Annotated in this window: 24 protein-coding genes; 3 read left to right on the forward strand and 21 right to left on the reverse strand. The window is 71.4% G+C overall.

Going from position 1 to position 23,614, the window contains the following annotated elements:
- Positions 1–6 precede the first annotated feature (6 nt).
- Genes JK364_RS01950 through JK364_RS01970 form a run of 5 tightly spaced genes read right to left on the reverse strand, consistent with a single transcriptional unit; the run spans position 7 to position 3,815 of the window.
- On the reverse strand, positions 7–1,245 hold the full coding sequence (locus tag JK364_RS01950) for a DUF3500 domain-containing protein (protein ID WP_201846817.1): 1,239 nt from the start codon (positions 1,243–1,245) through the stop codon (positions 7–9).
- A gap of 8 nt (positions 1,246–1,253) precedes the next feature.
- Positions 1,254–1,745, reverse strand: coding sequence for a nuclear transport factor 2 family protein (locus tag JK364_RS01955; RefSeq protein ID WP_201846819.1), 492 nt, complete (start codon positions 1,743–1,745; stop codon positions 1,254–1,256).
- The gene (locus tag JK364_RS01960; RefSeq protein WP_201846821.1) at positions 1,742–2,494 is read right to left on the reverse strand and encodes an HpcH/HpaI aldolase family protein; all 753 of its coding nucleotides are present in this window, start codon (positions 2,492–2,494) and stop codon (positions 1,742–1,744) included. The genes JK364_RS01955 and JK364_RS01960 overlap by 4 nt, the downstream gene beginning before the upstream one ends.
- Positions 2,491–3,339, reverse strand: a complete 849-nt coding sequence (locus JK364_RS01965) for a cupin domain-containing protein (RefSeq protein ID WP_201846823.1) — start codon at positions 3,337–3,339, stop codon at positions 2,491–2,493. The genes JK364_RS01960 and JK364_RS01965 overlap by 4 nt, the downstream gene beginning before the upstream one ends.
- Positions 3,336–3,815, reverse strand: coding sequence for a MarR family winged helix-turn-helix transcriptional regulator (locus JK364_RS01970; protein ID WP_201846825.1), 480 nt, complete (start codon positions 3,813–3,815; stop codon positions 3,336–3,338). Before JK364_RS01970 ends, JK364_RS01965 begins: the two co-directional genes overlap by 4 nt.
- A gap of 138 nt (positions 3,816–3,953) precedes the next feature.
- Between JK364_RS01970 and JK364_RS01975 the strand changes: the two genes are divergently transcribed.
- A complete protein-coding gene (locus tag JK364_RS01975) occupies positions 3,954–4,889 on the forward strand; it encodes an NADP-dependent oxidoreductase (RefSeq protein WP_201846828.1) in 936 nt (311 codons plus the stop codon).
- 19 nt (positions 4,890–4,908) lie between these two features.
- Here JK364_RS01975 and JK364_RS01980 read toward each other — a convergent pair whose 3' ends face one another.
- The 16 genes from JK364_RS01980 to JK364_RS02055 all read right to left on the reverse strand — a co-directional run bounded on the left by JK364_RS01980 (position 4,909) and on the right by JK364_RS02055 (position 20,230).
- Entirely contained in the window at positions 4,909–5,862 is a 954-nt protein-coding gene (locus JK364_RS01980) for a LysR substrate-binding domain-containing protein (RefSeq protein WP_201846830.1), read from the reverse strand.
- Between the two features lie 80 nt (positions 5,863–5,942).
- Positions 5,943–6,836, reverse strand: a complete 894-nt coding sequence (locus JK364_RS01985) for an NAD(P)-dependent oxidoreductase (RefSeq protein ID WP_201846832.1) — start codon at positions 6,834–6,836, stop codon at positions 5,943–5,945.
- On the reverse strand, positions 6,833–7,510 hold the full coding sequence (locus JK364_RS01990; RefSeq protein ID WP_201846834.1) for a 4-carboxy-4-hydroxy-2-oxoadipate aldolase/oxaloacetate decarboxylase: 678 nt from the start codon (positions 7,508–7,510) through the stop codon (positions 6,833–6,835). Before JK364_RS01990 ends, JK364_RS01985 begins: the two co-directional genes overlap by 4 nt.
- A 30-nt stretch (positions 7,511–7,540) precedes the next feature.
- Entirely contained in the window at positions 7,541–8,581 is a 1,041-nt protein-coding gene (locus tag JK364_RS01995) for a zinc-binding dehydrogenase (protein WP_201846836.1), read from the reverse strand.
- 29 nt (positions 8,582–8,610) lie between these two features.
- The gene (locus JK364_RS02000) at positions 8,611–9,375 is read right to left on the reverse strand and encodes an SDR family NAD(P)-dependent oxidoreductase (protein ID WP_201846838.1); all 765 of its coding nucleotides are present in this window, start codon (positions 9,373–9,375) and stop codon (positions 8,611–8,613) included.
- The gene (locus JK364_RS02005; RefSeq protein ID WP_201846840.1) at positions 9,372–10,160 is read right to left on the reverse strand and encodes an SDR family NAD(P)-dependent oxidoreductase; all 789 of its coding nucleotides are present in this window, start codon (positions 10,158–10,160) and stop codon (positions 9,372–9,374) included. Before JK364_RS02005 ends, JK364_RS02000 begins: the two co-directional genes overlap by 4 nt.
- An 18-nt stretch (positions 10,161–10,178) precedes the next feature.
- Positions 10,179–11,186: a sugar phosphate isomerase/epimerase family protein gene (locus JK364_RS02010; RefSeq protein WP_201846842.1), complete on the reverse strand. Its 1,008-nt coding sequence runs from the start codon at positions 11,184–11,186 to the stop codon at positions 10,179–10,181.
- Complete coding sequence (locus JK364_RS02015) at positions 11,179–11,949, reverse strand: SDR family NAD(P)-dependent oxidoreductase (protein ID WP_201846844.1); 771 nt, start codon at positions 11,947–11,949, stop codon at positions 11,179–11,181. Before JK364_RS02015 ends, JK364_RS02010 begins: the two co-directional genes overlap by 8 nt.
- Positions 11,946–12,983 carry an NAD(P)-dependent oxidoreductase gene (locus JK364_RS02020; RefSeq protein WP_201846846.1) on the reverse strand — a complete coding sequence of 346 codons (1,038 nt, stop codon included), beginning with the start codon at positions 12,981–12,983 and terminating at the stop codon, positions 11,946–11,948. Before JK364_RS02020 ends, JK364_RS02015 begins: the two co-directional genes overlap by 4 nt.
- Before the next feature lie 117 nt (positions 12,984–13,100).
- The gene (locus JK364_RS02025; protein ID WP_201846848.1) at positions 13,101–13,910 is read right to left on the reverse strand and encodes an aldo/keto reductase; all 810 of its coding nucleotides are present in this window, start codon (positions 13,908–13,910) and stop codon (positions 13,101–13,103) included.
- Positions 13,911–13,947: 37 nt separating this feature from the next.
- Positions 13,948–15,039 carry a M24 family metallopeptidase gene (locus JK364_RS54970; RefSeq protein WP_201846850.1) on the reverse strand — a complete coding sequence of 364 codons (1,092 nt, stop codon included), beginning with the start codon at positions 15,037–15,039 and terminating at the stop codon, positions 13,948–13,950.
- A 34-nt stretch (positions 15,040–15,073) separates the two neighbouring features.
- Complete coding sequence (locus JK364_RS02035) at positions 15,074–16,402, reverse strand: MFS transporter (RefSeq protein ID WP_201846852.1); 1,329 nt, start codon at positions 16,400–16,402, stop codon at positions 15,074–15,076.
- A 63-nt stretch (positions 16,403–16,465) separates the two neighbouring features.
- Positions 16,466–17,695: an aminotransferase class I/II-fold pyridoxal phosphate-dependent enzyme gene (locus JK364_RS02040; protein WP_201846854.1), complete on the reverse strand. Its 1,230-nt coding sequence runs from the start codon at positions 17,693–17,695 to the stop codon at positions 16,466–16,468.
- 69 nt (positions 17,696–17,764) lie between these two features.
- Positions 17,765–18,736 carry a 5-oxoprolinase subunit C family protein gene (locus tag JK364_RS02045; RefSeq protein WP_201846857.1) on the reverse strand — a complete coding sequence of 324 codons (972 nt, stop codon included), beginning with the start codon at positions 18,734–18,736 and terminating at the stop codon, positions 17,765–17,767.
- Positions 18,729–19,439 (reverse strand): 5-oxoprolinase subunit B family protein, encoded by a 711-nt coding sequence (locus JK364_RS02050; RefSeq protein WP_201846859.1) that lies wholly within the window; start codon positions 19,437–19,439, stop codon positions 18,729–18,731. Before JK364_RS02050 ends, JK364_RS02045 begins: the two co-directional genes overlap by 8 nt.
- Before the next feature lie 11 nt (positions 19,440–19,450).
- A complete protein-coding gene (locus JK364_RS02055; RefSeq protein WP_201846861.1) occupies positions 19,451–20,230 on the reverse strand; it encodes a LamB/YcsF family protein in 780 nt (259 codons plus the stop codon).
- A 424-nt stretch (positions 20,231–20,654) separates the two neighbouring features.
- On the opposite strand from JK364_RS02055, the gene JK364_RS02060 reads away from it, so the two are divergent.
- Together JK364_RS02060 and JK364_RS02065 are read left to right on the forward strand one after the other, a co-directional pair.
- Complete coding sequence (locus tag JK364_RS02060) at positions 20,655–21,854, forward strand: S8 family peptidase (RefSeq protein ID WP_201846863.1); 1,200 nt, start codon at positions 20,655–20,657, stop codon at positions 21,852–21,854.
- Positions 21,855–22,099: 245 nt separating this feature from the next.
- A complete protein-coding gene (locus JK364_RS02065) occupies positions 22,100–23,572 on the forward strand; it encodes a PLP-dependent cysteine synthase family protein (protein WP_201846864.1) in 1,473 nt (490 codons plus the stop codon).
- The last annotated feature ends 42 nt before the right edge of the window (positions 23,573–23,614 follow it).

The raw sequence follows: 23,614 nt of genomic DNA on the forward strand, positions 1-23,614 counted from the left end.
GACAGGTCAGCCGGCTCCATGCCCGCCGTGGTGAAGCCGGTAGTGCTGGGCGAGCAGATCGCGTCCGTAGTCGTTGCCGTTGGGCGCCCGCACGATGGTGTGGACGTGGAAGCGGGCGGGCTCGGGGTTGGTGAGGAAGACACCGGGATGGTTGTCGTACTCGACCAGGAGCACGGGTGAGTGGATCCGGTAGTAGAAGGCGCACTCGTCGTCGTGGCCGCCGCGCCAGGCGAACCGCGTCTCGTCGAAGTGCTCACGGACGAGCGCCAGGGTGCGTTCGGCCTGGGCCGGCGGGAGGCGGTCGAGGTAGACCCGGATCAGCTCCACCAGACCGTCACGCTGGTCGGCCGGCAGGCTCGCCGCGACGATCCCCTCGGGAGGCAGAACGAGGTTGTCACTGCCCGCGCCGGCCAGATGCCGCCCGTTCCACGGTCCGGCCAGCTCGGGCGGAAGGTCCTCCGGGCGCAGCGACGGCCCCATCAGGAACTCGTCCTCCCGGCCCGGGTCCAGGGTGCGGCGGAACGCCAGGGCGACCTCGGTCTCGTCGCCGAGGGCGTGGACGCCCTCGAACCGCCCCGTCCCGGTCGTCGGCTCGGCACCGAGGAATACGGGGGCCAGAACCACCTGCCCGCCGACGAAGACACAGTGCAGGTCCACGTGGTGGCCCATCAGCTGCCATCCCCACGGGGAGTCGCCCGCGGGAGTCCCGAAGACGGTGAACCAGTAGGCGAACTCCGTGAGGGTGTCCCGGTAGTCGTCGATGAGCTCGCCCAGGTTCGCGTTGAGCGCCATCACCGCTCGTACCTGGGCGTAGCCGGCCGGGCTGAGACTCGCCTCGATGACGGCGAGCGCGCGGTCGCGGTCGCTGTCGGCGAGCCGTTCCAGGCGCATGCCCTTCGGGTGCCAGGTCGGGATCGCGTTGGTCCACAGCCGCCACTCCGGGGCGTCCATGGGCAGGGCCGCGACCACCCTCTGGTGGGGCGCCAGTCCGTCGAGGTAGGCGCGGGCCGCCACGACGGCGGCGTTCTGGGAGGTTCCCGCGCCGTCGAGGCGGTAGAGCCCCTGGCGCGGCGTGCCGTTGTCGGTGATGCCGACGTAGGGGTCGAGATGGCGGCGCAGGCCGGCGGTCAGCTCGTGGGCCGCCTCCGGGGGGAGCAGGTCGTCGAACAGGTGGGAGTCGACGATCGGCAGATCGCCTCGAGTGGTCGGCAGGGGGAAATCTCCCGGGTGCCGCTGGTGGGACATCGGTCTCCTTATTCGGTGGGAACAGCGAGGACGTCACCCGGCATGAGGAAGCGGTTCTCGATCCGGCGGGAGGCGATGAGCCACCGGCGAGCCTCCCCGTCCGGCTCGCCGGCCCGGACGAAGCGGTCGAACACGTCGGCGACCAGCACCGGAACGGTCGTCGGGATGGGTGGCTCGCCGTCCTGCGCGTAGAGCACCAGGGCGGACACGGCCTCGACGAGATCGGTCTCGTGACGCAGGACGTGGAAGTTGGACATCAGGTGGCGCGAGACCCGTGGTCCGCGTGCGGCGCGGTCGCCGTACACGCCGTTGATCTCGTCGGTGCCGCGGAAGGTCCGGCGCGAGAAGGTCAGTTCGGCGTCGGCGGTGAAGAAGCCGGAAGCCGCCGAGCCATCACCGTGGTCGATCTCGAACCACAGCGCCGTCACCAGCATCGACAGATCGGTGTGCACGAGGGCGAGGGCCGGACCACCCACGGCCGGAGTGCCGCCGGCGGTCATCGGCCGGCCTCCGTCGCGGCGGTGCGTACACCGCTCACCAACGTGTGTGCGCCCTGGCGCAGCATCGTGGTGTCGGCCCCCAGGACGAGGAAGTCGTACCCGCGGCGGTCCAGCAATTCCGCCGCGTTGCCCGCGGCCGTGGTCCCCAGGGTGATGCGGTGGTCGGCACAGCGTTGTTCGGCCGCCGCGACGAGGTCCGCCAGCCTGCCGTCCCCCTCCCGGAGCCGGCTGGAGACCGCGAGATCGGTCGGGCCGATGAAGACCGCGTCGACGCCGGTGACTTCACCGATCTCGACGATCGCGGAGAGAGCTCCGGCGCTCTCGGCCTGGACGACGAGGCGGACCTCGTCATTGCCGGAGCGCAGGTAGTCGCCGAGGGCCTCGAGCCCCCACCGGCCGGCCCGTCCGGAGGTGCTGGCCCCGCGTCGTCCGAGCGGCGGGAACCGTGTCGCCCGTACGGCGTCCCGCGCCCGGGAGGCGTCATCGACCTGCGGGACGAACAGGCCGGCCGCACCCGCGTCGAGCGGGACCTGGACGTCGCGTGGGGCGGTGCCGGCGACCCGGACGAAGGGCGCGATCCCACAGCCACGGGCCAGCCCGATCATGGTCGACGCCGTGCGGCTGTCGATCGCGCCGTGCTCGGCGTCGATCACGACGAAGTCGAACCCGGCGAGTGCGAGCAGTTCGACGCTCTCCGGTGCGGGGAGCTTGACCCAGGCTCCGAGCCGGGGGAACGCGTCGCCCGTCACCGCTGGGTTCCCTGGTACTCGCCGGCGTTGAGCACCCAGCCCTTCGCGAGGAAGTCCTCGCGCGGCGGGGCGAAGACGTCGATGAGCGTATGCGGGCCCGCGCCCACGGCCCGGGTGGTGTGCACGACGGTCGGCGGGATCAGTGTCATCGAGGGACTGCCGACCCGGACGTGCTCATCGTCGCGCCACTCGCTCATCCGGCCGGTCCACGGAACCCGGAGGTGATGGGCGTAGCTCCCGACGAGGGTCACCGACATCTGCTCGAAGTCCTCGTGGGAATGCGGCGAGAGCCGTTCGGTGTCGCGCGGCCCCTCGTGCACCGGAAACCAGTTCACCATCAGCGACGCCGTCCGGAAGATCCGGCCGAGGCGTCCCTCCTCCTCGGGTATGTCTCGCAGGCGATGTATCCGGATCCCGTCACCGCCGGCCTCGGTGGGCTCCGGCAGCGGTGCGGCCCGGGGGTCGGCCCCGGCGGCATGGTTGGCGGCCCGCCTCATCTGCTCGTCGCACCGGGCGGTGAACACCCGTACCACCGTCGTCGGCGACGCCGCGTGCACAGTGCTCGTGCCGGCCGGTACGACGACGAGGGCGGGCTCGGACACGGACACATGTGCCCGACCGCTGTGCTCCACGCCCACCACCGTGTCGTCCTGGACGAGCAGCATGTACTCGTCGGGCAGGTCGTGCTCGGTGAGGCGGTCATCCGCTTCGAGCTCGGTGACCGCCACCACGAAGTTGCGGCCGCACACCGACCACGTCCGGCTGCCAGCTGAGGAGACCAGGTCCGGATCGCGCTCCGAGATCTGGTCGACGACGGGGGTTCCCACGAGTGCGGCGATGGTCATCGGCCCTCTCCTTCGAGTTCCCGGCGCACGGTGGCGGCGATGCGGGTGAGCGCGGTGCCGAGGTGGCGGCGTTGAGCGGCGCTGAGGGGGTCGAACACGAGTCGCTTCACCTGCGCGACGTGTTCCGGTGCGCTCGCGACGACCTTCTGCCGTCCGGCGTCGGTCAGGGTGGCGAGGGTGTACCGGCCGTCGGTGGGATCGGGTCGGCGGGCGACCCAGTCCCGGGCCTCGAAGCGGTCCATCACCTTCGACAGGCGGGGCTGGGTGCTGTCGCATTCCCGGGCCAGGTCGCTGAGTCGCATCGTGGCCTCGTCGCTCATGGACAGCCGGGCCAGAACGCCGTATTCGAAGTTGGAGATGCCGGCATCTCGTTGCAGCTGACGGTCGAGGGCCGCCGGGAGTGCGATGACGACGGTGAGCAGCGCCTGCCACACGTCTTGCTGATCGTCGTCGAGCCAGGGTGACTGAGTGTCCATGAGACCCATCGTACTTGCCTGGGCAACTCGAATGACTTGCCTGGGCAACTCTTGCGGGGTACTTTCTGAGTTGCCTGGGCAAGTGAAAATGGTTGGGCCCCTGCGTTGATATGTGCATACACACTGGAGGAAAGTGCCATGAAGGCAGTGCGTTACCACGGCTTCGGCGGCAGCGAGGTCCTGCGCTACGAGGACATCGAGCGTCCGGCCCCCGGCACCGGGCAGGTGCTGGTGCGGGTGGCGGCCACATCGTTCAACCCGGTCGACGATCACATCCGCGCCGGTGTCCTGGCCGAGATGATCCCGGTCGCCCTCCCGCATGTGCCCGGGATCGATCTGGCGGGCACCGTCGCCGAACTCGGCGCGGAGGTGACGGGCCTGGAGGTCGGTGACCGGGTCGTGGCGATGCTGCCCCTCAACGCCACCGGCGCGTCCGCCGAGTATGTGCTCGCCCCGGCCGAATCCCTGGTCGCGGCGCCCCGGACGATCGAGCTGGTCGACGCCGCGGCGCTGCCCCTGACCGGCCTGTCGGCCTGGCAGACGTTGTTCGAGCTCGCCGAGCTGAAGCCCGGGCAGACCGTCCTGGTCAACGGGGCGGGGGGTGCGGTGGGTGGCCTCGCGGTACAGCTCGCCGTCGACGCGGGAGCGCAGGTGACCGCGGCGGCCGGTCCGCGCCACGCCGAGCGCCTGCGGAGCTACGGCGCGGCCCGGGTCGTCGGCCACCTCGATCTCGCCGAGGGCCCGGCCGCCGTGGGTGGTCCGTTCCACGTCCTGCTGAACCTGGTGCGCGTCACCCCGGACGAGCTCGCGCGGCTGTCGCGCTACGTCGCCGACGGCGGGGTCGCCGCCAGCACGGCCGGCCCGATTCCCGAGGAACCCGCCCGGTCGGTGCGTGCCGCGAACCTGTTCGTCCGCAGCGACGCCGCCCAGCTGGCCGAGCTGGTCGCCAGGGTCGATGACGGCCGGCTCCGGATCCACGTCGCCGCCCGCCGCCCGGCGATCGAGTCGAGTGCGGTGCATGAGGATGCCGCCGCCGGGCGGCTGCCCGGCAAGACCGTCCTGATCGCTCCCTGATCGCCCGGCCGGGGCTCACTCATGGATGAACGGCGTTCGCCGCGACGCCCGGCTCGCGCCGTCCGGCGGTGCCGGGCTGGTCCCGGATGAGCGTGCGCAGCAGGTCCGCCACCAACGCGGCGGCCTCCGAGAGGGGCTGCACCTCGGGGGTGCACAGGGACATCGCGGTGCGCAACCGGCCGTCGGCGAAGCGGTAGGCGCGTATCTCGTCGGGGGCGAAGTGGGTCCTGGCGGCCGTGAGCGGCAGCACCGTGGCGCCGAGGCCGCTCACCACCGCGTCCCGCAGCACCATGCCCGTCTCGACCTCCGCGACGACGGAGCAGTGCAGTCCCGCGGTGTGGAAGGCGGCCTCGGTGATGCGCCGGACGGTGTGCAGTTCGTTCGGCAGGATGAAGCCCAGCCGGCTCGCCTCCTTGAGGGTGACGGCGTCACCGCGGGTCGCGAGCGGCGGGGTCTTCGCGCTGGTGATCAGGTGGAAGTCCGCTTCCTGGACCTGCTGGACCACCAGGCCCTTCACATAGCCGGGGTCGTAGATGAGCGCCATGTCCACTTGGCCGAGCAGCACGGCCTGGCTCATGACCACCGTCAGGTTCTGGATCAGCTGGAGGTGGATGTTCGGGTACCGCTCGCGCACCATGCGCAGCAGCGGCACGGCCAGGCCCGGCGCCATGCTGTACGAGGCCAGGCCGATCGTGACCAGTCCGGCCGGGGTGTCGTTGCCCGCGTGCAGGTCGATGCGTGCGGCCTGTTCGAGGCGGAGGATGCCCTGTGCGTAGCGGTAGAGGGAGCGTCCGGGCCTGGTGACCTCCACGCCGCGGCCGGTGCGTTCGAGCAGGCGGGTCTTGACGTCGTTCTCCAGCGCCGAGATGTGCTGGCTGAGCGCGGACTGCGTGATGTGCAACGAGTCCGCGGCCCTGGTGATGTTGCCGATGTCCACGACCCGGACGAAGTAGGCGAGCCTGCGGGTGTCCATCGCACTCCTCCTCGCCGGTCGACGACCCGTACCGCGCCGGCCGCAGCCGACGCGGTAAAGCGGTAAACACGCAGGTGAACCTACCCTCCGCAACCGTCCGGCGGAACAGGTGCGCGCGTCGCTCCCGAGATGACCTCGTAGACGGCCGCGTGGTCCGCGCCGCCGAGCCCTCGGTCGAGCAGTTCCTCGAACAGGGCACCGGTGTGTCGCGTCTGCGGCAGTCGGGCGCCCAGTTCGTCGGCGAGTCCGGCCGCGTACCGGAGGTCCTTGACCTGGTTGGCGGCGCTTCCGCCGAGGCCGTAATCCCGCTGGAGGATCTTCGTGGCCTTGGCGTCGAGCACGGCGCCGGCGGCCAGGCCGCCCTGGAGGACACGTACCAGCTGCTCGCCATGGAGCCCGGCCCGCCGGGCCAGGTCGAGGGCTTCGGCGACGGACACCAGCGTCGCCGCCACGATCACCTGGTTGCACAGCTTCGCCACCGTTCCCGCGCCGGGCGGGCCCATGTGTTCCACGGTCCCGGCGAACGACCGCAGCACCGGCTCCACGTGGCGGTACGCCGTCGGGGTCGCGCCGACCATCAGGCTCAGGGTGCCCGCGCGAGCCCCGGCGTCGCCACCGCTCATCGGCGCGTCGACCACGGCGATACCGAAACCACCGAGCCGTTCCGCGAGCCGGCCGGCCTTCTCCCGGGAGGTGGTGCTGAGCACGACCACGTGTGTGGTGCCGTGGCCCGCCCATTCGCGGATGACGGGGTCCGGGGCGATGTCGTCGAACTGATCGACGTCCGGCAGCGCGGACAGCACGATCTCCGCGCGGAGCTCCCCGGGATGCGCGACGGCCCGGTCGCCGAACGCCTCCGCCCTCTCGCGGGTCCGGTTCCACACCTGGAGCGGGAAGCCCGCGCATGCGAGGTGTCCGGCGACCGGCGCGCCCATCGGGCCCAGGCCGACCATTGCGACCGTGGGTCCCTTCACTCCTCCACGACCAGACCCTTGGCCTTCAGCTTCTCGGCGAGTCCGTGCACCTCGATGAGGGTCCTGTCGCCACGGCGGTGCTGCTCACGGATGTCCGCCTCATGGTCCTCTCGTTCCTGGCAGAGCCGGACGACCTCCTCGGCCTCCCGCGGGTCGACCACCACGATGCCGTCGGCGTCACCGCGCAGGATGTCGCCGGGCCGGACGATCTGCCCGCCGATGGGGATCGGCCGGTTCACCGTGCCGAGGGTTTCCTTGACCGTCCCCTCGATGCAGACCGAGCCGGAGAAAACGGGGAAGCCCAGCTCTCGCAGGTCCGCGCTGTCGCGCACGCCGGAGTCGGTGACGAACGCGGCGAGTCCCTTGCTCTGGCACGCGGTGGCGAGGACATCGCCGAAGGAGCCGGCCTGCTCGAACTCCGAGGCCGCGACGATCACGACATCACCGGGCCGGGCATATGAGATCGCGACCTGGACCATGATGTTGTCGCCCGCCTGGGCCTCGGCGGTGAAGGCCGGGCCGCAGAAGGACATGCCGGGGTCGACGGGCTTCAGCCGGTGCGCCAGCGCGCCCTTGCGCCCCTGCGCCTCATGGATGGTCGCGGCGGAGAACCGGCCGAGCGCGGCCACCACGTCCGCGGACGGGCGGTCGAAACTGGTGCGCACATGGATCATGAAAGGCTTCCTCTCGTTTCAGGACTTGTTTCAGGACTCGGGGTCCGCGGATACGCACAGCACCGTCTTCGACGACCGCGAGGAGTCCGCGGCGCGGGCGAAGGCCTCGGTGGCGGCGTCGATGGGGAACGTGTGACTGAGCACCGCGTCGAGCGAAGGGTCCCCGGTGAGTGTGGCGATCGCGGTGTCGAGTTCGGTGTCGAAGCGCTGCGAGCCGTACAGCACCAGTTCCTTGGCGATGACCGTCGACATGGCGACCGGGACCGGTTCACGCGGCAGCATGCCGAGCTGGAGCACGGCGCCGCCGGGGCGCACCGCGGTCAGCGCGGTGGCGAGCGAGGACACGGCGCCCGCCGCCTCCACCACGACATCGAAGGAGGACTCCGGGACGGAGCCTCCGGCGGAGAGGTTCACGGTCCCCGCCGCCCCGACCGCGGCCGCGACCGTGAGCGGGAAGTCCTGGAGGTCGGCGGCGACGATCTCGGCGGCACCGGCGTGCCGGAGTCCGGCGATGGCGAGCGCGCCGATCGGGCCCGCGCCGCTGACCAGCACCCGCGCACCCCGTACCCGCGCACCCAGCCGCGCCACCCCGTGCAGGGCGACGGCCAGCGGTTCGGCGAGCACGGCCCGGCGCAGCGGGAGTGCGTCGGGCAGTGGCCGCAACTGTCCGGGCAGCACCTCCAGCAGTTCGACGAAGCCGCCCTGGGTGTGCGGCCGGGTCGAGGCGCTGCCGAGGTACGTTCCGCCGGGGCGCAGGTGCAGACCGGTGGCGGTGGTGGCACCGGGCGGCGCGCAGGGCGTCGCGGGGTGGATCGCGACGCCGGTGCCGACGGCGGGTGCGTCCGGAACGTCGGGGCCGGCCTGTGCGACGACGCCGACCACCTCGTGGCCGAGCACCAGTGGTTCGGTGACGGTGTACGGCCCGTTGCGGCCGTCCGCGGCGTAGTGCAGGTCCGATCCGCAGATGCCTCCGTACACGATGCGCACCGCGACCCGGTCCGGCGCTACTTGGAGGTCGGGCAGGGCGTCCACGCGCAGGTCCCCGGGTCCGTGGACGACGACGGCTTTCACGTCGGTCGACTCCTTTCGTTGATGAGGGTTCAGCGGCCGAGGTAGCCGCCGTCGACGGGGAGCACCGTCCCGTGGATGAATCGGGCGGCGTCGGAGGCAAGGAAGAGCGCGGCTCCCGCGACGTCCTGCGCGGTGCCCCACCTTCCGGCGGGGATGCGTTCGAGGATCTGGCGGTTGCGGGTCTCGTCGGCGACGAGCGCGGTGTTCATCTCGGTGTCGATGAACCCGGGTGCGATGGCGTTGACGCGGACGCCCTTCGCGGCCCACTCGTTCGCCACCGACTTCGTGAACTGCGCCACGGCCCCCTTGGACGCGGCGTACGCGGAGGCCGTGAACCCGCCGGTGAAGGAGAGCATCGACGCCAGGTTGACGATCACTCCCGCGCCGCGTTCGAGCATCGGACGGCCGAACAGCTGGGTCAGCTCCACGACCGTCCGTACGTTGAGCTGCTGCACCCGGTCCCAGTCCGCTACGGGGAAGTCCTCCACGGGGTGGCGGATGTTGAGCCCCGCGTTGTTGACCAGGATGTCGACCCGGTGCTCCCGCAACACCTCGGCCGCGACGGCGGACACCCGTGCGGGGTCGCCGAGGTCGGCGGCCACCGGTATGTACTTCCCGGAGTGCTCGGTGGCCTCTCGGCGGTGGATCCCCACCACGGTCGCGCCGTTGCGCAGGTAGAGGTCGGCTATCGCGTATCCGATGCCGGTGCTGGCTCCGGTGACCACGGCCGTCTTGCCGGTCAGGTCGGCGGTGAACGGAACGTCGTCCACGGTGGTCTCCTCGTCGTGTGTCATGCGATGTGCGACCCACCGTTGACGTCGTAGGTGACGCCCGTGAGATATCCGGCGTGCTCGCTCAGCAGGAAGGCGATGACGCCCGCCACATCGCGTACGGTGCCGATCCGCCCCACGGGCAGCTCCTGGAGCAGCACCGCCTTGCGCTCGTCGGACAGCGGGCCGCCCATGATGTCGGTGTCGATGGAGCCGGGAGCCACGGAGTTGGCGGTGATGCCGTACGGTCCGAGCTCCCGGGCGAGGGTGCGGGCGAAGCCCAGCAGCGCGGCCTTCGAGGCCGAGTACGCGGCCCGCCCGTACACACCGCCGCCGCGCTCGGCCGAGGCGGAGGAGATGTTCACGATGCGGCCGAGCCGCCGCTCGGCCATGAGCTGCGCCGCGGCCTGGGTGACATGGAAGGTGCCGTTCAGATTGACGTCGACCACCCGCTGCCATTCGGCCTCCGTGACCTCCAGGAACGGCACGGGCGAACTCACTCCGGCGTTGTTGACGAGGCCGACGAGCTGCGGCAGCACACCGTTCACCCGGTCCACGGCCGTCCGGACCGCGTCCCGGTCGCGGATGTCCACGCCGATGCCCAGGCAGGGCACGCCGTGTTCGTCCTGGAGACGGGTGGCGAGGTCGTGGCATGCCTCCTCGTCCAGGTCGAACACGGCGACCGACCAGCCTTCGGCGGCGAGCCAGGCGGCGGTCGCCCGGCCGATGCCTCGCTCCGAGGCGGCTCCGGTGACGATGGCGGTGCGTTCACGGGGGAATTCGGCGGCGGGCGGAGGCGGAAGTGTCACGGTTCTCCTGTCGTGGGGTCAGCCGGTGGTGGGGAGGATGCGTCGCAGGTACGCGGCGTTGGTGGCGCCCACGCTCAGACCGTCCCCGCCGTAGTGCTCGACCACGAACGCGCCGCGGAACCCGTGGGCGATGGCGTAGCGGACGGCGGCGCGGTAGTTCACGATGCCGAGTTCGAGGGATGTGGGGTGGGTGAGGACGGTGCCGGTGGCGGGGTCCTCCAGGCGCAGATAGTTCTTGATGTGCCAGTAGTTGGTGCGTGGCGCGGTGGCCGAGACCAGGTACTCCCAGGTGTCGACCGGACGCTGCTGCCGGATGAGGTTGCCCAGGTCGGGATTGAGCCCCACCGTCTCGTGGCCGATGGCGTCGAGGAAGCGGATCGCCTCGTCGGCGCTGCCCAGGTACGTGTCCTCGTACAGCTCCAGGGAGAGTTCCACGCCGACGTCGGCGGCGTGGTCGCCGAGTTCGCGGAAGCGGCGTACGGCGAGGTCGCGCACCGCGGGGTCGGCCGGTGCCCGGTCCCCCGGCACCGTCCAGAACCACAGCGCGCGCCGCTGCTCCGGGGTCAGGGTGTCGTGGAGTCCGAGGCACACGATGTCCGCGCCGAGGGTGGCGGCCGCGTCGATGGTCCGGTGCGAGAAGGTGAGGTTGCGCTCGCCCCGCTCGGGATGGATGACGCTCCGCCGGACCACGCCCACGCCGGGCACCGTGAGCCCGGCGTCGTCCAGGACGTCGCCCAGCGCCGTCAGCCGGGCCCGGTCGAGGTCGCCCAGGGGCAGCCAGGCGGTGGACAGTTCCAGGTGGCTGAACCCCTCGTCGACCACGGGCTGGAGCAGGCGGCGCCACTCGTGGGGGTCCAGCTTCTCCACCGGAGTGCCGTCCGCCGCGTGCGGCGGGAACTGGAGCATGGCGGCGGCGATCGGCCAGTCCTCGGGCGTGTGCGGCACGGGGAGCGGGGAGGACGGCACGGCCAGGGAGGGCCGCTCGGTGTGCGCGGGGGACCCGGAGGCCCCGGGGGACCTATCCAATGCGAAGACCTCCGTTGATGTTGTACGTCGCGCCGGTGATGTACCCGGCCTCTTCGCCGATGAGGAATTCGATCAGCGCGGCGACATCACGTGTGGTGCCGAGCCGTCCGACCGGCAGTTGCGCCAGGAACGCGGGCTTGCGGTCGTCGGTGATGCGGCCGCCCATGATGTCGGTGTCGATCGTGGCCGGTGCGACCACGTTGACCGTCACCCCGTACGAGGCCACTTCCAGCGCGAGCGCGCGGCTGAACGCCTCCATCGCGCCCTTGGACGCGGCGTACGTGGACTTGCTGTACGTACCGCCGCCGTTCTGCATCGCCGTCGACCCGAGGGTCACCACCCGGCCGTAGCCGCGCTCGACCATGCCGGGCACGACGCGCTTGCTGACGACGAAGGTGCCGGTGGCGTTGATCCGCAGGACGCGTTCCCAGGTGGCCAGGTCCACGTCGAGGAAGGACACCGGTGAGCTGACGCCCGCGATGTTGGCCAGGGCGGTGATGGGCGGCAGTTCCGCCTCGAAGGTGGCGACGGCGGCGTCCACGGAGGCGGGTTCGGCGATGTCCGCGGCCACTCCGGCCGCCGCGACGCCGTGCTCGGCGCCCAGCTCGGCGGCCACCTTCTCGACCTCCGCGTCGATGTCGAGCAGGGCGAGGCCCCAGCCCTCGGCGGCCAGCCGTTCCGCCAGCGCGCGGCCGATGCCGCGCTCCGAGGCCGCTCCGGTGATGACCGCCGTGCCGCGGCGTCCAGGGTCGTCGTCCGTCATGTCCTGTCCCTCTCGTCGTCGTGTTCGTCGCCGCGGCCCCAAGTGCCTTGCGGGAAAGGGCCGTTCACCGTCTCGGCGGGCCGCTCGCCACGGCTCACCGCGATCAGTGACGCCATGACGCTCGCCGAGACGGCGGCGGTGTACTGATCCGTCCAGCAGAGGGAGTGCGGGGCGAGGACGACGTTGTCCAGCGCGATCAACGGACTGTCCGACTTCAGCGGCTCCTCGGTGAACACGTCCAGGCCCGCTCCGGCCAGCCGTCCGTCCGACAGCCGCGCGGCCAGCGCCTCCTCGTCGACCACCACACCGCGCGCTACGTTGATCAGCCGGGCGGTCGGCCGCATCAGCGAGAGTTCCCGCTCGCCGATCAGATGCCGCGTACCGGAGTTCGCGGCGACGGTGACCACCACATAGTCGCTCTCCTCCAACACCCCTTCCAGGGAACGGAGTTCAACACCGAGCTCGGCCGCCTCCCGGCCGCGGTCGCTCCGGTTGTACCCCAGCACCCGCAGCCCCTGCGCACGCACCCTGCGCGCGGTCTCCAGGCCGATGCCGCCCAGCCCGACGATGCCCACCGTCGCGCCGGTCAGCCCCGAGCCCCGCCACTCCTGTCGCTCCGCCCACCGCCCCTCGCGCACCAGCCGGTCCTTGACGACCAGGTTGTGCGAGAGGGCGTACAGCAGCGCGATCACGGAGTCGGCCACCGGGCGCCGGACCGCCTCGGGGGTGTTGGTCACCAGCACCCCGCGCCGGGCGCAGGCATCGGTGTCCACGGCGTCGAAGCCGGCGCCGAACCGCGCCACGTGCCGCAGCCGTCCCGACGCCGGTATCGACGCGGCCGAGACCCGCTCGGGTCCCAGCACGAGGACCGCGTCGGCCCCTTCGAGCTGGTCGGCCCGGACCTCCTCGACCTCGTCGTCCAGCACTCGCCACGCAAGCCCGGCGTCGGTCAGCCGAGAGAGCTCGATATCGCCGAAAACGGTACTCCCGTCCGGCTCGGCATAACCGCGTGTGACCAGGACCTGATAAACCACAATGGCCTCTCTCCGCATTCGATGGCCGCTGTCGGAGCGTAGTTCCGCCAGGCCGCCCGGAGCGGTCGGAGCGGAAAGCCGCATGGCGGCATCGCGATTTCCGATGATTCCCCGGCGTTATGCCGCGGCGACGCCCGAAAGGCCGTTGATCGCGCCGATATCCTCCGGTGTCAGCGTGATGTCGACGGCCGACAGGTTCCGCTCCATCCGGTCGCGATGCGCGGATTTCACGGTCACCGCCACCTTGTGGTGCAGATTCCACGCCAGGACGACATCACGTGCCGAACGGCCGTGCCGCCGTGCGACCTCGGCGAGTACCGGGTGGTCCAGATCGGTGCCGCGCAGCGGGCTGTGTGCGCTGAGCACCACGCCGCGTCGGCGCATCGCCTCGGCGAAGTCCGGGTCGTGGCTCCCGGGCCCCCACCGCACCTGGTTGACGGCCGGGTACTCCCCCGTCGACTCGTGCAGCGCGTCGATGAGCTCGACCGAGTAGTTGCTCACGCCGATGGCCCGTACGAGGCCCTCGTCGCGGGCGCGGATGAACTCGCGCCAGCTGGTGACGCCCGGGTAGCCGCCCGGCGGCCAGTGGATCAGCCACAGGTCGAGGTAGTCGCAGCCCAGCGCGGCCAGGCTCTCCTCCAGTGTCAGCCGTTCCCTGCCGACCTGGTCGGGCGGCATCTTGGTGGTCACGAACAGCTCGGACCGGGGCAGGCTCGTCGTCGCGAGGGCCGTTCCGACGGCGGCCTCGTTGCGGTAGCGCGTGGCGGTGTCGACGAGTCGGTAGCCGACCGAGAAGGCGGTCAGCACCGCCTCGGTGGCCTGGTCGCCGCGCATCGGATGGGTGCCGAAGCCGAGCAGCGGCATGGTGCGGCCGCCTGCGTCGGCCGTGGGCACCCGGCCCGCTCCCGGCGGCAGGGATGTGTCCATGAACGTTCTCCTCATGCGGTGGTGGCCGGTCGCCGGGTCAGTGGAGTTCGACGAGCCGCAGCGGCGTGCGCGCCTGAGGCTCCGCGCCCGAGTCGGTCAGCACGACGGTCTCCGCCAGCTCGATCGCGCCACGGCCCGGCACCGTGACCTCGGTCCGTACGCCGAGCACCATGCCGGGCTCGGCGGTCACCGCGCTGTCACGCGGGAGTGGCGGCGACGCCCCGCCGCCGCGCAGCGCCACGATCCGGCAGGCCGCGGCGTGCTCACCCGCCTCGCGGCCGAATGCCTCCCGGTAGAACGCCTCGCGGCCGTCGCGGAGCGGAGCGCCCGGCCGCAGCGCCGCCAGCAGCGAGGCCGTCGCGGCGGCACACGCGGCGCCCGCGGCGCGCAGCGGGCCGTCGGGCTCGCCGAGTACGGCGGTCGCGGCGGCATATCCGGCGACCCCTTCCAGCAGCGGGTGCAGGACGAATCGGACCGGTGTCCCGGCCGTCAGCCGGGCGGTGCCGGGGTCGTGGCCGCGGACGGTCACCAGGTCCGAGCCGGCCGCCCGGCCGGTCGTGCCGTACGGGTCGCACGGGTCGTACGGGTCGTACGGGTCGTACCACCCCAGCAGGCCGCCGGCGCGGCGGATCGAGCGGTCGACGTTGCCCGACAGCTCCCGTACGTCCATGCCGACATGCAGATGGTCCATGACCGCCGTATAGCCGACGGCGGCGAGGTCGGCGGCCGCGGCGACCGCGGGCAGCTCACCGGGCTCACCGCTCGCCAGTTCGGTGAAGACCAGGTCGGCGGCGGGTCGCAGCCGTACTCCCGCCTCGCTGACCTGTCCGAACACCTCCCACGGCAGATCGGCGTCCGCGCCGACCACGCCGCCCGCCACGCCGCCCGCCACGCCGCCGGCGCGCAGCACGGCCATGATCGCGGTGGGAAGGTCACCGGCCGCGCTCGTCACCGTGCCCTCGGTGGTGAGCAGGACGGCGGTCCCGTCGGCGAGGCCGGGCGCCCGTCCCAGCGCATACCGGCGCCCTCCGGGCGAGGTCAGCACCAGGGCCGCGAAGCCTGCCTTGTCCAGCTGTTCGCGGAGCCGGTCCAACCCGGTTCCGGCCTGGCGCGTGGCTGCTGTCGTCACGGGACCACCGTCCTTTCGGATGTGCGGGTGAGGGTCAGCGCTTGAGTGGTTCGAAGGCCGTCTCGCGGATGCGCAGCGCGGCGACCCCGGCGACGGCGGAGGTGAGGACGAGGTAGATCGCCGGGATCCAGGTGCTGCCGGTCGCGGCGATGAGGCCCGCGACGAGCAGCGGGGCGGCGCCGCCGAAGATCGCGGTGCCGAGGTTGTAGCCGACGCCGTACGCCACCGTGCGGATGCGGGTGGGGAAGAGCTCGGCGAGCGTCACCTGCATCACGCCGTTGGTGCCGGCGAAGCACAGGGACATGAGCACCGCGCCGACCGTCGCCGTGGCGAAGGACCCCCGCGTCAGCAGCCAGTAACACGGGAAGCCGATGACGACCATGGTGAACGCCGAGGTGCTGAGCATCCGCTTGCGGCCCACCCGGTCGGACAGCCGTCCGGCGTAGAGCACGGCGAACGTGCCGACGGCCAGCATGATGGCCGTGACGAGCAGGCCTTCCAGGGCCGAGAAGTGCATCTCGTCCTTCATGAACGACGGCATGTAGATGAAGAGGATGAAGTAACCGGAGCTGTTGAGCAGCGGCAGGACGATCGTCGTCCCCATCGCGCGGCGGGTCTCGCGGGAGGCGAGGGCTTCCCGGAGCGGACTGCCGGTCACCCGGCCCTCCTCCTCGGCTTCGGCGAACTCCGGCGACTCGTCGGCCATGCGCCGGATGATCAGGCCCACCACGCCGAGTGGCAGGGCGAGGAGGAACGGCAGCCGCCAGCCCCACGCCTCCATGGACGAGGAGCTGAGCACGGCGGTCAGCAGGGCGGCGAACAGGGTGCCGAGCAGCATCGCGATGAACGTGGCGGCGTTGGCGTAGCTGACCACTCGCCCCCGGCGCCCCTCCCCGGCGTGTTCGGCGAGGAACGAGTTGCCGTTGCCGGGCTCGCCGCCCATCGCGAAGCCCTGGATGAAACGCAGCAGCACCAGGGCGATCGGTGCCCAGACGCCCGCCACGGCGTAGCTCGGCAGGAAGCCGACCAGAGCGGTGGACAGGCTCATCATGGTGATGAGCACCAGCAGTACCCGCTTGCGGCCTATCCGGTCGCCCCAGCTCCCGGCCACCGCGGCGCCCAGTGGGCGGAAGAAGAAGGGAATGGCGAAGGCGAGGAATGTCAGCAGGACACTCGTGGTGGGGGCGTCGCTGGGGAAGAACACGACCGCGAGAGTCCCGGCCACGAAGCCGTAGACCGCGTTGTCGTAGAGTTCGATGAAGACGCCGACGAGGCCACCGATGATCGATGCTTTCGTCGCTTTCGGTGTGTTGTCCGGGGAGACTCTCCGCACACGCGGCGGGGCTTGGGAAACCTTGTTCACGAGGACTACCTTTCTCAAGGGTGACGCCGTCGTCACCGGAAGGCCGGCACCGGTGCGTTTTCTTCAGCGGCGCAGCAGGGATACCGAATGGGCGAGTCCGGCGACGGCCTCTCGAATGGTGTCGGAGGACAATGCGAAGCCGGCCCGGAAATGACCGGGGAAGCCGTAGGAGTCACCCGTGATCACCACCACCCCGGAGGTCTCCAGGAAGTGTTCCGCGAGATCGGCGTCGGACGTGAGCGTCACCCCCGACGGCGTCACGGCCCCCATGAGCGCGGAGGCGTCGGTCCATACGTAGAAGCCGCCCTGAGGGACCGTCGGGCGCAACCCGTCGATCTCGCCGAGTCCGGCCACCAGCAGGTCCCGGCGTTCGGTGTAGATCCGCACCGTGCGGTCGATGAACTCCCGGCCGCCGTCGAGCGCGGCGGCCGCGGCCGCCTGGCTGACCGACGACGGGCAGGACGAACTCTGTGACTGGAGCGTGCCGATCGCCCCGCACAGGGACGCCGCCCCGGCACCGTAGCCGATGCGCCAGCCGGTCATGGCGTACGCCTTGGACACTCCGTTGACCAGGAAGACGCGCTCCCGCAGGTCGGGAGCGACGGTCACCGCGCTGGGCACCGGCCGGGCGCCGAAGTTGATCTCGTCGTAGATCTCGTCGCACAGCACCGAGACATGCGGATGGGCGCGGAGGACGTCCGCGAGGCCGCGCAGTTCCTCCTCGCCGTACACCGCGCCGGTCGGGTTGTTCGGCGTGTTCAGTACGACCCATTTCGTCCGGTCGGTGATGGCCTCGCGCAGCCTGCCCGGGGTGAGCTTGTACCCCTCCGCCGCCGTGGTGCCGACGATCACGGGCCGCCCGCCGTTCACCGTGACCATGTCCGGATAGGACACCCAGTACGGTGCCGGCACGATCACCTCGTCGCCCTCGTCGAGGGTGGCCATGAACACCAGGAAGATCAGCTGCTTGGCGCCGCCGCCCAGGCATATCTCCTCGGTGCCGTAGGACTGCCCGGTCTTCCGTCGCAGCCGAGAGATGATCGCCGTGCGCAGGGCGGGCGTACCGTTCGCCGAGGTGTATTTCGTCTCACCCGCGTGAATTGCCGCGATCGCCGCGTCCTTCACATGGTCCGGCGTATCGAAATCGGGCTCGCCGATCGTGAGCGGAAGGACCTCGCGACCCGCCTCCTGAAAGGCGCGCACCCGGTCCGCGACCCGGGAACTCGGTGATTCCTTGACCCGCGACATCCGCTCGGCCAGCACGGGCATCGGTAGCGTTTCGAACAAAGTCATCCTCGTTCTCCTCCGGCGGTGCGGTAAGGCGGTGCGGTAAGAAGGTGTGTGGGAAGCGGATGTGAAGTGTCAGGAAAGTGCCGCGAAAGCGGTTCGCGCGCGGAGCGCGATCCGGTCCAGGAGCCGCCGTCGCTCCAGGTAGGCGGCGGTGGCGGCGGCCGCGGTCGTCCGGCGGAAGCGGATCTCCTGGCCGGGCCTGAGCTGCGCCGCGACATCCTGGGCCCGCGAGGTGAGCACCGCGAGCACCGGGTATCCCGCGGTGATCCCACGGCCGCGCATCAGGACGAGCAGTTCGTCGCCGGTCGGGGCCTCGATGGCCCCGACCGGCACACCGCGCGACAGCACCTCACCGGGGTCCGATCGCCGCGGTACGTATCCGGCCACGCGAAGCCCGACGTGGTTGATGCGCGGAGTGACCGTGTACCGGGAGTCGAACAGCCGCTGGAGCCCGGCGCCGAACTCCGCGGCGTCGGGCCCGTCGATGACGTCCAGCACTCCGGGCACCCGGCCGATGTCCCGGGGGATCCCGAAGTCGAAGACGGTGGCCCCGAAGCGCCGGTTCACCAGTGGCGGATGGGAGCGGAAAAGGGAGAGGGATGTGCCGGAGGTGACGGAGGTGCCGAACTCGATCATCGAGTCCGGCGCACAACTCCCCATCAGCCGGGGCACGTCGAACGATCCGTGGACGGCGACGTAGGCACGCAGACCCGCGTCGGAGATGCCGACCCGCACCGTCTCCCCCGCCCGCACCGACAACGGTGTCCACGCGGGATGCGGCCGGCCGTCGACTGCGGGTTCGGACGGCGCTCCGGTGACCGCCATCAGAACGTCGTGGCTGGGGCGGAGGGTGATGCCGAAACCGGTGATCTCGATGAGCGGGTCCGTGGGCGCGTTGCCGACCAGGGCGTTCGCGGCACGCGCCGCGAACTGGTCGAGCGCGCCGTTGACCGCCAGTCCGCGCGAGGGGCCGCGGGTGCGGCCGAGATCGGTGACCACGCCCGCCGTCGCGGACTCGACGTACAGCTCGGGCCGGTCAGTCATCGTGGCGGTGACGCATCGGGGTGCCGAGAAGGCCGTCGTAGCCGGCCTGGTCGACCGGGAGGAACCGCACCCTGTCGCCGGGCCGGTACGGCACGACGGCCTCGGCGTCGGTCCTCAGGATGTCCAGCGGGGTACGGCCGATCTGCCGCCAGCCGCTGGGCGCGGCGACGGGGCCGATGACCAGCTGGCGGCCCGCCACGGAGATCGCGCCCGGCGGCACGCGCAGCCGGGGAGTGGCCAGCCGGGGAACGGGCACCGAGAAGTCCGGTCCGTCCGTCATGGCCGACGCGGCGGGACCGCCCAGACACCGGATGAGATGCTCCTTCGCGCAGACGAGTTCGATGACCCTCGCCACCGGCTCACCGATGACGCCGGCCACCCACGTCAGGTCGGGGCCGGCATCGCCGCCGAACAGCACCGGTACGTCGATGACACCGGAGCGGACCGGCTCGTCCCGCTCCGGCAGGGTGTCCCAGATGTCGATGTGCGACGTGATCGCCTCAGCCGTCGTGTGGTAGGGGTCGAACTCCACGAGCACCGCGTCGTACGTCGGGACGGCGGACACCGTGGGGTGAACCGCGCCGCGGTTCAGCCATCCCGCGAGCCGGTGCACCGCCTTCCACACGTCGTCGGTGTCGGTGCCGAGCACGGTGACACGCAGCGCGGCGTCGCCGCAGGGCGAGACCTCGATCTTGGTTGCCATCCCGGTGCCCGTCACGCCGCCCGGACACCCAGCACCTCGTCCAGCGGCGCCAGCCGGACTCCGGCGGCCCGCAGTTCGTCACGGATGCGCGAGGCGAGCTCCAGTGCCGCGGGGCCGTCGCCGTGCAACTGTACGCAGTCGGTCCGGACGGGTAGGTCCACCCCGTTCCGGCTGGTGATCAGCCCCTCGGTCACCATCCGGACGGTCCGGTGGGTGACCTCGTCCGGGTCGTGGAGTACGGCATCGGGCTCCGACCGCGACACCAGCGTGCCATCGTCCTCATACGCCCGGTCGGCGATGCCCACCATGGCCATCCGCAGGCCGCGTTCGCGCGCCACGGCCGCCATCTCGCCCTCCTGCATCAGGATGGCCAGGGACGGGTCGAACGCCTCGACCGCGTCGGCGACGGCCTCGGCATAGTCCCGCCGGGTCACCACGAGGTTGCCGAGGCGCCCGTGCGGTGCCAGGTGGTTGACGCGGGTGCCGTGTGCGCGGGTGAACGCGGACAGCGCACCGAGCTGGTACAGGACGTCCGTGCGCACCTCGTTCGGGCTCAGGTCCATCGCCCGGCGCCCGAAACCCACCAGGTCGGGGAAGCTCGGATGGGCGCCGACGCCGACCCCGCGCTCCACGCAGGCGCGTACGGTCGCGTCCATCACCCGCGGATCCCCCGCGTGGAAACCGCATGCCACGTTCGCGGAGGTCAGCAGTTTCAGCAGTTCGGCGTCGTTGCCCATGGTGTAGGACCCGAAACTCTCTCCGAGATCGGCGACCAGATCGACGACAGGCACAGTGAGGCTCCTTCCCCGCCGGGGACGGGACGGCTGCCGAACCACGTCCGGCGCTCGTGTGAACGGGTCCGGTATGGACCGTGTCCAGCTGAGACGCTAGATCCGCCACGGCCCGGGAAGAAGGGCACATCAGAAAGGCCCATGGCCGCATAGCGGATACCGATGGGACCGCGCACGGGGTCTTGACACCACGAGGCGGTGTGTACGGGTGATTGCGGGAGTTTGGCCGCCCGCGACGGCACATGACGCCCCGCTACGTGTGCGTGTCGTGTTGCTGTCAGCCCTTGCCGCCCGCACCCGGCCCGGCGAATCCTCGACAAGCCGGAAGCGTGACCATGCGCTCCCCGCGAACCGCGCAAGGCCCACAACCCGCAGAGCGCGCACGCACCACAGCGCGCCACCGACCGAGGAGGACTCCCTCGCGATGGCAGTGATGCGTACCACCAAGCGGCGGATCGCCGCGGGAATCGTCACCGCGGCGGCCATCGGAGCAGCCACGGTGCTCCCCGCCCACGCCGCCCCGGCCGAAGCCACGGTCCTGAACACCGGAGCCGCGGAAGCGGTCCCGGGCAGCTACATCGTCACCCTGAAGAAGACGGCCGGCTTCAAGGCCTCCTCCACCCGCGGCAAGGACCTCATATCCGGATACGGCGGCGAGGTGAAGCGGACCTTCACCACCGCGCTGAACGGCTATGCGGCGAAGCTCGGGCCCACCGAGGCCAGGAGACTCGCCGCCGATCCGGCCGTCGCCTCCGTCGAGCAGGACCAGAAGGTCCACGCCGACGCGACCCAGACCGACGCGCCCTGGGGCCTGGACCGGGTCGACCAGTCCAGCCTGCCCCTGAGCGGCACGTACACCTACCCCGACAGTGCCGGCAGCGGGGTGACCGTCTACGTCCTCGACACCGGTGTGCGGATCACCCACGCGCAGATCAGTGGCCGGGCGTCGTACGGCTACGACTTCGTGGACGGCGACACCACGGCACAGGACGGCTACGGCCACGGCACGCACGTCGCCACGACCGTCGCCGGCACCACCTACGGCGTGGCCAAGAAGGCGAAGATCGTGGCGGTCCGGGTGCTCGGCAACGACGGGTCCGGCACCACGGCCGGTGTCATCGCGGGCGTGGACTGGATCACCGCCCACCACTCCGGCCCGTCCGTCGCCAATGTCTCGCTGGGCGGCGGCGCCAGTACCTCCCTCGACAACGCGGTGACCAAGTCGATCGCGTCCGGGGTGACCTACTCCATCGCGGCCGGCAATTCCAACGCCAACGCCGCGAACTACTCCCCCGCGCGGGTGCCGACCGCCCTCACCGTCGGCGCCACCACCAACACCGACGCGCGGGCGGGCTACTCCAACTACGGCGCGTCCGTGGACCTCTTCGCCCCGGGCTCGAACATCACGGCCGGCTGGAACACCTCCGACACCGCCACCTACACGGGCTCCGGGACCTCCTTCGCCGCCCCGCACGTCTCGGGCGCCGCGGCGATCTACCTCTCGGGCCACACCGCCGCGTCCCCGTCCGAGGTGGGAAGCGCGCTGGTGAACGGGGCCACCTCGGGGGCGCTCTCCGGTATCGGTTCGGGCTCGCCCAACAAGCTGCTCAAGATCGTGCAGTGACACCCTGATCGGCGCACCGGACCTACGCTGATCACACCCGCCGCCCGCCGGGTCCCACCCGGCGGGCGGCACTCCGCTGTCCGGCAGTGCGACGCTTCCCCCGCGGACCGGCCGTGCCGCCGCGGACGCGGCTCGCCACGGCCGCGTGTCGCCACGCCTGTGCCGCCGCGGGAGATGATGAAACGGACCAGACTGTCAACTGACCGATCACCACGGCCCGCACCGGGCCTCAGCCAGGCGGAGCCATGACTCTTCACGAATCCCTGCTCGACGCTGTCGGCAACACCCCGCTGGTCAGACTCACGAGGATCGCCTCCGGGGTGCCCGCCCCCGTCTACGCCAAGGTGGAGTTCTTCAACCCCGCCGGCAGCGTCAAGGACCGGGCGGCGCTGGGCATGGTCCTGGCGGCGGAGAAGTCCGGGGCACTGGCGCCCGGCGGCGTCATCGTCGAGGGGACCTCCGGCAACACCGGGATGGCATTGGCCATGATCGCCGCTCAGCGGGGCTACGGATCGATCGTCGTGGTCCCGGACCGTACGAGCCCCGAGAAGATCAAGACGCTCAGGGCATACGGCGCCGAGGTGGTCGTCACCACGGGGGCGCTCCCGCGTGAGCATCCGGAGCACGTTCGCAACGTCGCCGCGCGCCTGGCGGCGCGGACACCTGGCGCCTGGTACGCCAACCAGTACGACAACCCGGCCAATCCGGAGGCCCACCGGACCACGACCGGCCCGGAGATCTGGGCCGAGACCGGCGGCCGGGTCACCCACTTCGTCGTCGGCGTCGGCACGGGCGGAACGGTCACCGGGACCGGCGGCTTCCTCAAGGAGGCCAGCGGCGGCCTGGTCCGGGTGATCGGCGCCGATCCGCTGACGTCCACGTACTCGGGCGGCGACGGAAGTCCGTACTACGTGGAGAGCATCGGCCACTACCTCCACCCGCAGACCGCCGAGGACGAGTACCCGGAGTCGTACGACCCGTCGGTGGTGGACCGGTTCGAGCGGATCGGAGACCGTGAATCGATCACGATGGTGCGCAGGCTGGCCCGCGAGGAGGGCATCCTCGCGGGCGGCTCGGCGGGCACGGCGGTGGCCGCGGCGCTGCGGGTGGCCGCCGCCCTCACCCCGGACGACCTGGTGGTGGTCCTGCTCCCGGACTCGGGCCGGGGATATCTGTCGAAGTACTTCGACGACGGCTGGCTGCGGCGCTTCGGCTTCCTGGAGGACGTCTCGGGGACACCGACGGTCGCCGACGTCCTGGGCGACCGCCCGGCCCCCCTCACCGCCCTTCCGTCCACGGCCACGGTGGCCGACGCGCTCAGCGCCGCCGAAGCGCTCCCCGCCGCCGGAGCGCTCGTCCCGGTGCGTCTCCCCCGCTCCGGCGGCAACGCGACGACCGATGTGTCCGAGGTCATCGGCGCCGCCCGGCCCGATGCGCTCCGCGCCCTGGTGGCCAGGGATCCCTCGGCGTCCGCCGCCCCGCTCCGCGACCATCTCCTCCCCTCGCCCCCGGCCGTGGGCATCGGCGAACCCGTCGACGAGGCCACCGCCCGGCTCGCCCCGGACACCGACATCGCCTGGGTCCTCGTCGACGGCCGGGTGTCCGGCACCATCACCGACGACGCCATGCGGCAGGCCACCGGCCACATCCCCCCGGGTCAACGGCAACCTGCTGGTCGCCCACCATCCCGTGGTGCGTGTCCACCCGGAGACCGGTGAACGGGCGCTGTTCGTGTCCCCCGGTTTCGTCAGTTTGATCGG

The sequence above is a fragment of the Streptomyces endocoffeicus genome, assembly GCF_016741935.1.
Lineage (GTDB): Bacteria > Actinomycetota > Actinomycetes > Streptomycetales > Streptomycetaceae > Streptomyces > Streptomyces endocoffeicus.